The organism is Rheinheimera sp. WS51 (assembly GCF_050936095.1).
GTDB lineage: Bacteria > Pseudomonadota > Gammaproteobacteria > Enterobacterales > Alteromonadaceae > Alishewanella.
The window spans coordinates 122,693-136,722 of the sequence record NZ_JBOTRC010000004.1; the positions used below are offsets into that span (position 1 = coordinate 122,693).

11 protein-coding genes and 3 tRNA genes are annotated in these 14,030 nt (G+C 40.6%); 1 reads left to right on the forward strand and 13 read right to left on the reverse strand.

Going from position 1 to position 14,030, the window contains the following annotated elements; all coding sequences use genetic code 11:
* The 12 genes from ACRCA4_RS07400 to ACRCA4_RS07455 all read right to left on the reverse strand — a co-directional run bounded on the left by ACRCA4_RS07400 (position 1) and on the right by ACRCA4_RS07455 (position 11,367).
* The gene (locus tag ACRCA4_RS07400) at positions 1–243 is read right to left on the reverse strand and encodes an OadG family protein (RefSeq protein ID WP_433186317.1); all 243 of its coding nucleotides are present in this window, start codon (positions 241–243) and stop codon (positions 1–3) included.
* Between the two features lie 231 nt (positions 244–474).
* Entirely contained in the window at positions 475–1,047 is a 573-nt protein-coding gene (locus ACRCA4_RS07405) for a PqiC family protein (RefSeq protein WP_433186320.1), read from the reverse strand.
* Complete coding sequence (pqiB, locus tag ACRCA4_RS07410) at positions 1,044–2,717, reverse strand: intermembrane transport protein PqiB (RefSeq protein WP_433186322.1); 1,674 nt, start codon at positions 2,715–2,717, stop codon at positions 1,044–1,046. The genes ACRCA4_RS07405 and pqiB overlap by 4 nt, the downstream gene beginning before the upstream one ends.
* Positions 2,710–4,014 (reverse strand): PqiA/YebS family transporter subunit, encoded by a 1,305-nt coding sequence (locus tag ACRCA4_RS07415; protein WP_433186325.1) that lies wholly within the window; start codon positions 4,012–4,014, stop codon positions 2,710–2,712. Before ACRCA4_RS07415 ends, pqiB begins: the two co-directional genes overlap by 8 nt.
* A 248-nt stretch (positions 4,015–4,262) precedes the next feature.
* A tRNA-Arg gene (locus ACRCA4_RS07420) sits at positions 4,263–4,339 on the reverse strand.
* Positions 4,340–4,431: 92 nt separating this feature from the next.
* Positions 4,432–4,508, reverse strand: a tRNA-Arg gene (locus ACRCA4_RS07425).
* A 12-nt stretch (positions 4,509–4,520) separates the two neighbouring features.
* Positions 4,521–4,610 (reverse strand) — tRNA-Ser (locus ACRCA4_RS07430).
* A 165-nt stretch (positions 4,611–4,775) separates the two neighbouring features.
* A complete protein-coding gene (gene csrA / locus ACRCA4_RS07435) occupies positions 4,776–4,970 on the reverse strand; it encodes a carbon storage regulator CsrA (protein WP_433186328.1) in 195 nt (64 codons plus the stop codon).
* A gap of 298 nt (positions 4,971–5,268) precedes the next feature.
* On the reverse strand, positions 5,269–7,887 hold the full coding sequence (gene alaS / locus ACRCA4_RS07440; RefSeq protein WP_433186638.1) for an alanine--tRNA ligase: 2,619 nt from the start codon (positions 7,885–7,887) through the stop codon (positions 5,269–5,271).
* 75 nt (positions 7,888–7,962) lie between these two features.
* Positions 7,963–8,403, reverse strand: a complete 441-nt coding sequence (locus ACRCA4_RS07445; protein WP_433186331.1) for a regulatory protein RecX — start codon at positions 8,401–8,403, stop codon at positions 7,963–7,965.
* Between the two features lie 2 nt (positions 8,404–8,405).
* Entirely contained in the window at positions 8,406–9,131 is a 726-nt protein-coding gene (locus ACRCA4_RS07450; protein ID WP_433186334.1) for a hypothetical protein, read from the reverse strand.
* 112 nt (positions 9,132–9,243) lie between these two features.
* Complete coding sequence (locus ACRCA4_RS07455; RefSeq protein WP_433186336.1) at positions 9,244–11,367, reverse strand: S46 family peptidase; 2,124 nt, start codon at positions 11,365–11,367, stop codon at positions 9,244–9,246.
* A gap of 178 nt (positions 11,368–11,545) precedes the next feature.
* On the opposite strand from ACRCA4_RS07455, the gene ACRCA4_RS07460 reads away from it, so the two are divergent.
* Positions 11,546–12,046, forward strand: a complete 501-nt coding sequence (locus ACRCA4_RS07460) for a TIGR00645 family protein (RefSeq protein ID WP_433186339.1) — start codon at positions 11,546–11,548, stop codon at positions 12,044–12,046.
* Between the two features lie 101 nt (positions 12,047–12,147).
* Here the strand turns inward: ACRCA4_RS07460 and ACRCA4_RS07465 are convergent, their stop codons facing one another.
* Positions 12,148–13,983 carry an SLC13 family permease gene (locus ACRCA4_RS07465; RefSeq protein WP_433186342.1) on the reverse strand — a complete coding sequence of 612 codons (1,836 nt, stop codon included), beginning with the start codon at positions 13,981–13,983 and terminating at the stop codon, positions 12,148–12,150.
* Positions 13,984–14,030 lie beyond the last annotated feature (47 nt).

Genomic DNA, 14,030 nt, shown 5'->3' on the forward strand with positions numbered 1-14,030 from the left:
TTAATGCGGCTGTCGATGCTGGTGAATTGCGGCTGTAATGGCAGCGATAATACTTGGTGAAAGTGTATTAGCTGAGCTTGAGTTGTTATCAGCAGGACTTTGTTTTGTCGTGACCGGGAAATAACGTTGCGTCACCCGACTTAATAAACTAACAAAAATGACCAACAGCCAAAGAAAACAAAACACCGACCCCATGCCAATTAACATTAAGCCTGCAGACTCAACTAGTAAGGCTGTGACCATACATAACTCCTCTTAATTTCACTCGTCCGGCTTATATAAACCAAGCGTTTAGCTTAGCACTAACTCTTTCTATTGATAACTGCCAGCTAAATTGGTAGTCATTATGCGGGTTTATACCTCTGTCGCTAAATAACCAGGATTAATAGTTGTTATTAACAATAAGAATAATAGGTAATAACATAATTGCGACACCGTGACCGTAGCTAAACTATTCGATAGATTAGAGCCTGCTTAATCTGCCCCTAAAGAGGGTAACTGTTGTAAGATATCAGCAGCCAAAAATTCAAGCCCTTGGCTTAAACTATAAATTAAAGCAGCATAACCATCAGCCTCTAAAGGCAGCTGATAAGCAAAATGATGCTGTGTTATGTTAGTCTCTGTTTGCTTTAGGCTAAAACGCCCTTTTATCAATGCATGGCCTTTTGCTGTGCCATGAAATTGTTCTATATAAACGGTCAATTGAATAGCTTCATTGCTTGGTTGCAAGACTACACTGTAACTATGACTAGTTGCATCAAGGTTATTGGCTAACTGGCGTTGGATTTGTTGATACAGCGGCTCTGCCCATAAATGTTGTCTCGCTAAGACTAGCTCAACCTCAGACATTTGCATTACTATCGACTTACTATTTAAATAGCTAGCTACCTGCACGGGCTGTATGTAGATCGGCTTGGTTACCTCATTATTCACCGTCAGTGCTTGGCTAGCATTTAATTGGTAATAATTCACAGAAACTGCATTACTGCAGGCAGTAAGACTTGCTAACCAAACAATAGTGATAGTACTAACAAAAATTCTCATCATGGCTTGGCTCTCTTTGGTTCAGGATCCGCTGCAGTTTCAGTGCTAAAAAACAGCGCATTACTTTGTTGATTTAATAACTGCAAAATCGGCTGCACATCTCTTAATACCTGATCTAACGTTTGTAAATTGGTGTCTAAACGATCATATGCCGCAGAGCCAGGACTAAGGCCCGACAACATATCTTGTAGCTTTTGCATACTCAGTTTTAAATCTTCTGGTAGTTGCTGTAATTGCGGTGACGTTAACAAAGCGTCCACTTGTTGAATTAACACTGCAGCGCTTTGCATTAATGCATCAGTGCTTTGTAAGGTTTTATCCCCCTGAACAAGCAATTGCTCTATTGGTAAATTATTAATCTTATCTAGCGCCATTAAAACTTTTTGTTCTATATTACTAAGCCCACTTCGCGCCGTTGGCAGCATCGGATAGCCAGCATTGGTGCTCAAACGCCTTTGCTCAGCCAGCAAGTTAACTTGCGATTCAACAATGTTAGGATCATTATTTAATGCTAATTCAATAAATAGGCTACCGGTTAGTAAGTTGCCAGGTTTTAAGCTCGCATGCATTCCTTTGGCTACCGCTTTATCAATCTCAGCTTTTAGCTGGCTAACACTGAGATTTTCATATAAACGCCCCGTTTCAATCCGAATTAAAACCGGTATACCTTGCTGTAAAGAGATTTCAAATGGTTTTTCAAACGAAAAGAAAAAGGGCACACTTGCTACAGTACCAACGCGAATACCTCGATACTCAACCGGAGCACCCGATTTTAAACCGCGTACAGACTCATCAAAAAATAATAAATACTCAACATATTCATTATACATTCCTTCTTGAACCCGTTGTTTATTAGGGAACAGCTGAAACTCTGCCCCATCTTCAACTGTTTTGCCTATGGGCCAGCCTTGCAGCAAGTCAAAGCTAACCCCACCACTTAATAAGGTAGTAGCAGAGGCAATATCAACCTGTAACCCTTCAGCATTAAGATCAAATGAAAAACCACTGCTAAGCCAAAATCGTACATTCTCAGACACTAAGCTATCGTAGGGTTCTCGGATAAAAAGTTGATACTCAGTACGTTTTTGCTCTAAATTAAATTCGCTGTACTCAACAGTACCCACCTCGTAACCTCGGTATAGAACGGGATCACCAACGGCTAAACCACTGGTATCTGAAGCACTCAGCATCACTCTTACGCCAGGCGCATCAGCAGGAGCCGCAGGCTGGGCCGCGAGTAGCTGATATTGACGCTGCTCAACCTCTGAGTCACCAGGCTGTAGCTCTATATAAGCACCCGACAATAAGGTATCTAAACCGGTTACCCCAGCACGGCCTACTTGTGGCTTTACCACCCAGAACTGCGAGTCTTGATTTAACATAGCGCTAATAGTTGGTTTCATGCGCGCTTTAATAATAACCTGCTTTAAATCTTCACTTAGTTCAACCGACACGACTTGGCCAACATCAACACTACGGCTTTTAATCTGGGTTTTATTAGCTATGATACCTTCTGCGTTCTCAGCGACTAAAGTTAACAAAGCCCCTTGCTGTTGAAAATTATTATATAACATCCAACAACCCACTAAGATCGCAGCTAAAGGAACAAACCAAATAGGTGACCATTGCTTAATACTGCTAACCTTTGCTGTTGTACTTTCGCTATCAGTCACTTATTTTCCCCTCGTTAACCAGACGTGTGTCCCACAATAACCGTGGATCAAAACTTAATGCGGCTAACATAGTTATAATTACCACAGCAGCAAACACAATTACGCCTACTCCTGGATAAACAGTCATCAACAAATCAAACCTAACTAAAGCTGCCATAATTGCCACCACCAAAACATCTACCATAGACCAGCGGCCAATCCAATCGACAACACGATATACTTTAGTTGAATAGCGCTGTCTTGATGAATTAGCCAAACGAGTTAAGTAGCATAACCACAGCAAGACTAAAATTTTAACCACCGGAACAATAACACTGGCAATCAAGATAATAATTGCAACAGGGTAAGCGCCTTCCTGCCACATAATAATTAAGCCACTTATAATAGTTGATTCTAACTTATCGCCAAAGGAAACCGTGATCATTATTGGTAATAAGTTTGCCGGTATATATAAAATAATAGCAGCTACCAATAAAGCTAAAGTATTTTGTAAACTTCTAGGCTGGCGGGCAAACACTCGGCTTTGACAACGTGAGCAGTGCTTGTGAGCCAACGGTACTATAGCGGTACATACCTGACATAGTTTTAGCCCTTGCTCTAACCCTGTAACACCTACTTTTGCGGATACTGCTAAGGCAGGTGTGGCAGCGATTTTAGACCACAGCTCACGACGATCAATCACCTGAAATACCCGTAAATGTAATAAACAAAAAATACAAAACACCCAAAAACTAGGGCCTAAAGATATTTCAGCATCTGCAACAAGTTTTACAAAGCTAATAATCAGCCCCATTAAAAATATATCAACCATACTCCATGGCTTTAGCATATACAGCACTCGCGCCACCCAGACTCTAAACGGCAGCTTGTATATCATGCCCAGCTTTAAATAAATTATAGCCGACATGCAAAACGCTGGAATAGCTTGAATTAACAGCCAAATAAGCAAAGCTAACCATCGGTGGTGTTGCTGGAATAATACTGATGAAGTATCAAAGAAACTCATCTGATGCCGGTCCCCTGCCACATACATACTAACAAAGGGAAATAAATTGGCTAATAACAACATAAACAGTGCAGTTGCCGCATAAAGCACTGGCCTTAGAATGGGTTGTTGATGCCTAGCATCTAAAGTATGGTTACAACGGCTACAACACGCCTCTTGACCTGCTATTAAAGGTGTTATGTGTTGAACAAGATCACAATGCCGACATAATACCGTTTGCGGGCTATCAGCATAGACAAGTTCTGTCTTGGTTTGAGGTGCAGTTACAACCGTCACGATGAATTGGCTCACTGAATATCTGTAGCTAGATTATTGCGGGGCTAATCATTATTACGCTGAATAAATTAGCGATTATTTACAGAGTATTTATAGCATATCGTATAGAGTTTAGATAATAAATTGCAAAACGCGGGGCCAATTTGTTCCAGACAAATTGGTCGAACCTCTACGGAGCTTCTCACCCCACTGCGTCATGCATTCTGAAATTTAGACATTAAAAAACCCGCTTTGGTTTTCACCTAAGCGGGCTCTTCGTAATATGGCGGACGCAGGAGGATTCGAACCTCCGACCGCTCGGTTCGTAGCCGAGTACTCTATCCAGCTGAGCTATGCGTCCGGGGTACTGCATTACTTTTCAAAGTTAAGTAAAAAACTTGGTACTGCATTGTATTTTGCAACGTCTTTCTTTATTCGCCATTTAGTTTTAGATGGCGGACGCAGGAGGATTCGAACCTCCGACCGCTCGGTTCGTAGCCGAGTACTCTATCCAGCTGAGCTATGCGTCCGGTCTAAAAAAATGGCGGAGAAAGAGGGATTCGAACCCTCGATAGAGTTTCCCCTATACACCCTTAGCAGGGGTGCGCCTTCAGCCACTCGGCCATTTCTCCGCTGTGTTGCGGCGTGTATATTAAAGTCTTAAGAAAATATGTCAAACAATTTTTAGTAATACGCTGTCTGTTTGGCGACCTTTTAAACAATTGTTTATTAAAACAGCGTTAATCGGGTGAAATCAATACTATATAAAATAATATTCGCAGTTTAAAAAATTAACTTTACTCCTGAAAATCACCATCAGGTGTGCCTTTTTCTGCTTGAATACGCATATAGATTTCTTCACGATGTACAGAAACCTCTTTTGGCGCATTGACACCAATGCGAACCTGGTTTCCTTTAACACCTAAAACGGTCACTGTAACTTCATCACCTATCATCAGCGTCTCACCAACACGACGAGTAAGAATTAGCATTCGCTTGCTCCTGTTTCGTTTACTCAATGCCAAGAACACTGAGGAATTTTAGTCATTAATAATAACCCAGCATCAGTCAGGATTAAATGCCTGATGCTACAAATAAAGACATTTATTAGTTATTTATAATAAATGTCTTATAAGTGTAGCAAGCAATAACTATTTTCAAGCTATTTTTCGGTATATCTAAGTATTTCTAAGCTCAATCAACTGCACACTAGATCTATTCGGCTTTAACTACCACAGTAGCACTTAACGTCTTGGGTTACTGTGGTAATTATATGATAATAGCTAAGTTTTAGCTTAACTGCTCACTCACTTGCATTTTAGCTGCCTCTAATGCAGAGCCTAAGGCTTGCACATCTGTGCCACCTGCTTGTGCCATATCAGGTCGGCCACCGCCTTTACCACCCAGTTTCTCTGCCGTCCAACCCACTAACTTACCAGCATGCACTTTATTAGTCGTATCTGAGGTTACTCCAGCTATTAAACTAATTTTATCATTATTAACTGTCGCCAATAAAATAACCGCAGAACTCAATTTATTTTTAAGCTGATCAAGCATAGTCCGTAAAGCCTTAGGCTCTGTGGCTGGCAACTGAGCAATTAATACTGTTACACCAGCAATTTCTTCTGCTTGGTCTAAAATAGAGGCACTCGCTTGACTGGCTAATTTAGCTTTTAACTGGTCAATTTCTTTTTCTAACGACTTACTGCGCTCTAACGACTGCTCTACCCGCTCAGCAATGCTAAGCACATCACCTTTAAGTGCGGCTGCCACCTGCTGAGCTTGTCGCTCTAGTTGTTGGACATACGCCACAGCAGCTGAACCACTACAAGCTTCTATGCGACGTACACCTGAAGAAATCCCCGCTTCTGAAACCAATTTCACCAAACCAATATCGCCAGTGCGTTTTACGTGAGTGCCACCACAAAGCTCAATTGAGAATTCACCCATGCTTAATACCCGAACCTCGTCGTCGTACTTTTCGCCAAATAATGCCATAGCGCCAGCCTCTTTGGCCTGTTCAATAGACATTAAACGGGTATTTAACTGATGATTCTGCTGAATTTGTTCATTAACCAGTTGTTCTATACGGCGTAATTCGTCTGCAGTAACAGCTGAAAAATGACTAAAGTCAAAACGTAGTCTATCTGGCTGCACTAATGAGCCTTTTTGCGTGACATGCTCACCTAATACTTGGCGTAAAGCGGCATGCAATAAGTGAGTTGCAGAGTGATTTTGTTTAATAGCAGCACGGCGGCCACTATCAATTTGAGCATTAACACTATCGCCTTGCTTAATGCTTCCTAGCATCTTGCCTTTATGGGCAATTGCATTGCTTAATTTAATCGTATCTTCGACCTTAAATACCGCGCCTGACGGCAAACTTAACGTGCCGGTATCTCCTACTTGACCACCTGACTCGGCATAAAATGGTGTTTGATCTAAAATAACTAACCCGGTTTCGCCATCATTAAGCTGGGCCACAACTTGGCTATCTTTTATCAGCTCTAGTACGTTAGCTTGATTAGTTTCATCGTTATAGCCTGTGAAGTCAGATTGCTGCTCGGTAGTTAAATTAGCATTGTAATCGGCCGAGAAATTTGACGCTTGCTGAGCCCGTTTACGTTGCTCGGCCATGGCAGCATCAAAACCATCATGATCAATAGTTAAGTTGCGCTCTCGGGCCACATCGTTGGTTAAATCAACTGGGAAACCATAAGTATCATAAAGCTTAAATACTAGGTCGCCAGGTAATACAGTGCCCTCTAGCTGTTGTAGGGCCTGCTCTAAAATATCTAAACCACGTTCTAAGGTTTTACCAAACTGCTCTTCTTCTAACTTAATAATTTTTTCTATTACCGCTTGTTTTTGCGCCAGCTCTGGATAAGCTTCACCCATCTGATTAATTAATTCAGCAACTAACTGATAGAAGAAGGCACCTTTAGCACCTAATTGATTACCATGACGAACCGCACGACGAATAATACGACGTAATACATAGCCACGGCCTTCATTTGAAGGTTGCACACCATCAACAATTAAAAAAGCACAACTACGAATATGATCAGCCACAACTCGTAACGACTTATTGCTATGATCAGTCGCACCGGTAATCTTTGCAGCCGCGTTAATTAAAGCAACAAAGGTATCTATTTCATAGTTACTATGCACATTTTGTAAAATAGCCGCTATACGCTCAAGCCCCATCCCCGTATCAACACTCGGCTTAGGTAAAGGTTCCATTGTGCCATCAGCTTGGCGATTAAACTGCATAAAAACAATGTTCCAGATTTCAATAAAACGATCACCATCTTCTTCAGCTGAACCTGGAGGGCCACCCCATATATGATCGCCATGATCATAAAATATTTCAGAACAAGGTCCGCATGGGCCAGTATCACCCATAGCCCAGAAGTTATCTGACGCATAAGGGGCACCTTTGTTATCACCAATGCGGATAATTCGTTCTGCAGGCACACCAATTTCGTTTAACCAAATAGCATAAGCTTCATCATCGGTTTCATAAACAGTAACTAATAGCTTTTCTTTTGGTAGCTTTACTTCTTCTGTTAAAAACTGCCAAGCATATTGAATAGCTTCACGCTTAAAGTAATCACCAAAACTAAAATTACCTAGCATTTCAAAAAAGGTATGGTGACGAGCGGTATAGCCGACGTTTTCTAAATCATTATGTTTACCGCCCGCACGTACACAGCGTTGTGACGATACGGCACGGCTATAATTGCGTTTATCTTGACCTAAAAACACATCTTTAAATTGCACCATACCGGCATTAGTAAATAACAAAGTGGCATCATTTCCTGGGATCAGCGAACTGCTGGGCACTATCTGGTGTTGTTTACTTGCAAAAAAATCCAAAAATGCGCGCCTGATATTTGCCGAAGTCATTGTCATGAAAAAATCCTGTCCACGTTGTGTTATTCAAAATAAGGTTAGTCAAAATAAAGTTATTAAATTTAGTTACTACTCAGTAAAAATAGAGTGTATTTGTTCTATGCTAAAACCACGACGTTGCATATACGCCATGCGTTTCATTTTTTCTTTATAATCAGTCACAGGGCTATCCGCATATTTTTTGCTATATACCTGCCTAGCCAGCGTAAACCAATCGATATTTAATTCTGCTAGACACCGCTTTAGCTCGTCAACAGCAATATTATGTTGTTTACACTCTTGGGCGATATAGTTATAGCCATAACCTTTATTACTGCGGCTGCGCACCAACATACTAATAAAACGTTGTTGATTTAAATAATCATAGCTTTTACACCAAGCAATTACTTGTTCTATATCTTGCTCTAAACCACCAAGCTGCTGCAAACGCCGACGTAACTCTAACTCACTATAGTCGCGCCTTGTTAGCCAACTTAAGGCTTTATGCTTTAACGCTTTAGCCTCAAGCACAATTAAACTTCCAATACACCTTCATCATCTTTTGGTTTAACTTGTAAGGCAAAAAAGTCATTAAAAGATAAGAAAAAAGCGATATTTAAGATCGGGATCACCACAACTAAGCCAATAAATAGCGTTGGCACTGTTAGCAGCGTTAATAAAAAACTTAAAACAGCAAAAACCACTAAAGGCGTAATATTACGCCAGCAAGCAACAAAACTCGCCTGCATAATAGCTAACAGCCGCTGCTCTTGTAAAAAATAAGCAATAGCGACCGCATAAGCAAATACCATCCAAATAACAATAGAGCTCGCAACAAACAATAGCATTAACCAAGGGTCATGAATGCCACTTTGTTGTTGAGTGAAAATATGTTGAGCAAGAACACTAAGCGGTACGGCAGCAAGTATGTTTACTGCAGCTAAGCGAATAAACACCATACGACAGTTTGGCTGCTGTAAAGGAATAAACAGATCTGAATATTTTATGGTTTCTTTCTTTTGTACTGCAACAATACTTTTATAAATACCCGCGGTTAAAAATGGGCTAAGAAATAACGCAATAATATTTAATATCGTATGCAACGAACCTAATAGCGCCGTTAAAATTAAGGTGGCAAACATTAACAGCCAAATCAGAGGCGCTTGTTTAAATATCTGCCAAGCTTGCTGCAGCCATTGTAAAGGAGCCAAGGCTTTCACGCGTCTAACAATAAGCTTGATTTGAAACTGGTTATTCACTATATCTCCACGGAGTATTAAAGTGCCAATAAAAAGCGCAATTAAGCCACTATAATACTGCAAAATAAGACCAATTAAGAGTACTAGTTAATAATCAATCCAAACAAAAAAGCTAGTGGCCTAAGTTTAACTCTGTCAATAACGCGTTAGCGGCCTTATTCTGTTGTAATTGCCATATAATATATCGAGCATCAAGATGAATGGCACGGCTTTGTTTTTCATCATAATGCCAAGGGCTTATGACTGTTTCACAGGCGCCACCTGTGACTAAACCAACAATATCACCTTGTAAATTTAAGGTCATAGCGCCTGCATGACCTGAAGTTATATCCGCACTGCTCAGAAAATTCACCGGCAATTGCTGCTGCTTAGTTTGCACCAGTTGCTGAATAATACGTTGTATAGCGCTAGATTGCTCTAAATGCGCGAAATTCTCGATCAAGCCGGTCGCTGAACTAAAGGCCTGATACCATACCGCATCTCTAGGTTGATAGCCTTTAACTGTCGCCATACTTAACCGAATAGTGCCATTTGCATCAGCATAAGAGCTTTGATTATTGGCATCATTAAAAGCTTGCCATACTTCTACATAAGCAGGCCAGGCTTGATTAAGCTTGGCTTTAAGCTGTAATCGATGTTGAGATAATTTTTCATGACTTGCTTGCATCGCAACCGCAAAGCTAATTAAAGTGTCTTGGCTTTGTTCAAACTGCTTCACAGACGCGGTTAACCAAGCATTACGTTGTTCAGGATCATTTAACTGAGAACCACGATATATGGCAGCTAATTTATGGCGAACGATTTCTAAATTAAAACCATCATTTAAAGCAAAGTAATGGTCTAAATCAGCTAAGCGCAACTCTGCAGGTAATTTGGCATATTCCGCTAAAAAATGAACAGCTAGACTTTGATCAATGCGACTGTCAAAATTTTGTTCAATTTGCTCTATATGTGACATGAGTTGTTTTTTAGCTAGTTGTAATGCCAAACTGCTTGCCTGATCATTCTCCCGTAGCATGGCATAGTGATATAACTGTTGCGCTAAAGTAGGCAGTTGCACATAACTTAAGTTTTTTAAGGTTAAATCTCGCAAGGCTTGTTGGTGCTGTTGCTGATTAAGTTGAAAAACTTGCTGTAAAATTTGCGTATATAGCTCTTGCCTTACAGGGCTGCCGCTAATCCACTCCTGTAGTTTCTGCTCTTTTGCCAACTTATTTTTGAACACTGAGCTATGCTGGAACCTAGCCAATTTAGCTTCTTGCTTTGCCATAATATGCTTCAGCTGTTGTATTTGATCTTGATATTTAGCAGCAAGTTGCTGATCAGTTTTAGTTTGTTGCTGTAATAGCTCTAAAGCTTGTTGGTAATAATCTATTTGTAAAGGCATCAGTTGTTCAAACTGCCGCGCCAGTGCAGATGCAGTTTGATAACGCTCACTCGTAGTGGGATAACCTGCCACTAACACTGGCTCACCATCAGATATGCCTTTATTAGACAAGGTAAGAAAGTGTTTAGATTGGTATGGAATATTCTTTAACTCATATGCAGCAGACTGACCTTGAACATCAGTATAAGCCCGCAAAAAGACATAATCTGAATTGTATTGAGGCCAAGTTGCCACATCTTGCCTTTGGCCTAAGCGCGCTAATGCATCATTGGGCGTAAAAACCAACCTAACATCTCGACTAGTAAAAGATTTTACTAGGCTGTACTTTAAGCCTGTGTCGTCGGCATGGATTTGGCAGTTTAATTTAGTCTCTTGCTCGCATTCAGTAACCAACTGTTTAGTAAGTTGTTGCAATAAAAATTGCTGTTGCACAGCAGATAGCGAAGAATCAAGCTGACGTTTAATAATTAAAGTTACATCTTCAGTTTGTTGTGGAATAGTTAACTGGACATCGGTTAGTGGCAGCTCAGAGTCTGGGCTTAGTCCCGTTAGATCGCTAGATAAGTGCTCAGATACGGTTAAGCCTATTTTATCGGCAATACAGTTGTAATTAGTTAGCACTAACCCACGCTTAGATATAAAAACACCACTACAATTATTTACTTTTACGCTAGCTTGGACACTAAGGTCGATAAGTTTATGTAAAGACTGCGCTTTTAACTTAGCACCTTGCTTAACTAATTGAGCCGCTATCTCTGCCGATTGCGATGCTTGCCAAAAGCCTTCTTGTGCTGTTACTGCAAAACAGCCAAGTAACAACGTCGCGCTGACTATCCGACATAACTTCATTACATTCAACCACCCAATAACCACTGAATTTTAACGCTACCACACTATAAAAATTACGCTGCAATAATGCGGCAAGGTGCAAAAATATGCGGTAACCGCCGCAAAAATCAACACTTATTACAACTTGACCCAGAACAAGAACACCGGATAATACAGAATAAAAATTTTAGGGGTATTTATGGAAGCATTTTTTGAACGATTAATGTATGCATCACGTTGGATTATGGCGCCAATCTATTTAGGGCTAAGTTTGGCTTTACTCGCGCTAGGTATTAAATTTTTTCAAGAAATTTGGCACATTATCCCTATCATTTTCACAATGAAAGAAATAGATTTAATTTTAGTGGTTTTATCGCTAATCGATATCACCTTAGTTGGCGGCTTAATTGTTATGGTTATGTTTTCTGGCTACGAGAACTTTGTTTCTCGGCTCGATTTAGAAGAGAACGATGATAAATTAGGTTGGCTTGGTAAACTTGATGCGAGTTCATTAAAAAATAAAGTCGCTGCGTCTATTGTCGCAATTTCGTCAATTCACTTATTAAAAGTATTTATGAATACAGAGAATATCAGTAACGACAAAATACAGTGGTATTTGCTCATTCATATTACTTTTGTTCTATCTGCCTTTGCGATGGGTTACTTAGATAAAATTTTACGCAAAGAATCGCAGGCCTAAATTAGCCTTAAACTTAGGCCGAATAAATAACAAACAGAACAGAAAAAATTCAAAACACAGTGGTAAGCACAAACTGATGATTACCACTGTCATTGCCATAATTAACTCAGCCCATACATTATGGGTAGTATAAAAGACAGGCTCAGCCAAACAATCAGCGTTAGTGGCACCCCAACACGCACGAAATCCATAAAGGTGTAACCACCGGCATTCATTACTAGCAAGTTTGTTTTATAAGCCATTGGCGTGGCATAACTCATGTTAGCGCCGAATAAAACCGCTATAACAAATGGCTCGGGATCGAGCTGCAACTGCCTTGCAATACTAATTGCTATAGGCGTGCCTATTACAGCTGCCGCATTATTACTAACAATATTGGTCAATATGGCCATTAACAACATTAAACCAGACAAAATAATAGGAGCCGATGCACCACTTGTTAAGGCAACAAATACTTGAGCTAAATATTCTGCCCCGCCTGTCTGCAATAAAGCGAAGCCCAGCGCTAAACTGGCCACAACAATCAAAATAACCTGTGTACTTAGCGCCATAGACGCATGACGCCATGTTAAACAACGGGTTAATAACATCAATAGCACACCGCAAACTGCACTAATGGCAATGGTTGCTAAGCCAAGGCCGGCAACAATAATGATAGCCGCCATTATAAACAATGCCGTCATAGCTTTATCGGTATAAGGTAAATCTGCAGTGGCATCAAGCACTAATAAGTCACCGGCTCGCTTAATTTCAGTAATGTGTTTATCTTGCCCTTGCACCAGCAAAATATCACCTGTGCGTAACCGAACTTGCTCTATTTTCTCTCTCAAGGTTGCCAAAGTACTGCCTTTTCTAGAAATAGCTAACACTAATAATTGGTAGCGGTCATCAAAGTTAAATTGGCGTAATGTCATACCTTGTAAAGGAGAGCCTTGCACTACAATTATTTCAGCTATTTGTTGGCCAGCACCAGATAAAGGGTGTTCTTCATCTACGCGAGTATCACCAACATATAAGGTAGCCTTGAGTACCCGCTCAAACTCTTTTAAATTATCGGGAGTATCATTGACCAATAACCTATCACCAACATGAATATGGGTATCCGGTAAAGGCATAATAAAAGTGCCCTTATCGCGCATAATGCGTGATACTTCCATAGCGCCACCGGTCGCTTCAATTAGCTCGGACAAGGTTTTACTCTCACCGATCCCTTCATCTAGCATGACTAACTGAGCAGAGAATAGCCGAGGTGAGGTATCTGTTAGCGTCGTTTTTCGTGGCGGTAATAAACGTGGAGCAATTAACCACAAATAGAGAATGGCAATAGCAGCAACAATAGCGGCAGGTATAAAAAAGTCGAACATTTGAATTTTATGCATGCCCATGTCTGCTGCAACAGAGACAACTAATAGGTTAGTCGAGGTGCCAATGCTAGTGCTCATGCCTCCAACTAATGTTGCAAAGCCCATAGGCATTAATTTACGGGTAGATGAGGTGCCGGTGCGTAGCGATACACTAATTAAAATCGGCAGTAATAAAATAACAATAGGTACATTGTTAACAAAAGCACTGAGCAAGGCGCCCAAGATAAGGGTTAGCAACATACTTAACGCAGGGCTATGTTTCCATAAGCGAGCAAGGTTCCTACCTAAAGGCTCAAGAGCACCAGTTCGGACTAAGCCATGACCGGCAATCATCAAGGCACAGACGGCAATTAACGCTTCATGGCCAAAACCACTAAAGAAGTGTACAGCCTCAAGCGTCTCTCCTTGCCCACTAGTATAAGGAAATGCTGTAAAACCAATAGATAACAGAACTAAAATTATTAAACTTGATGTTTCAATAGCGATTTTATCGCGACTAAATAAAATAAGTGCTAACACAATTAATGCCAATACAGCTAAGGCATGAGGTTCGGGTAAAGAGGGATAACTCATTGGGTAAACTCGCTGTTATTGTTATTAGTTAGTGTCATTACTAATAC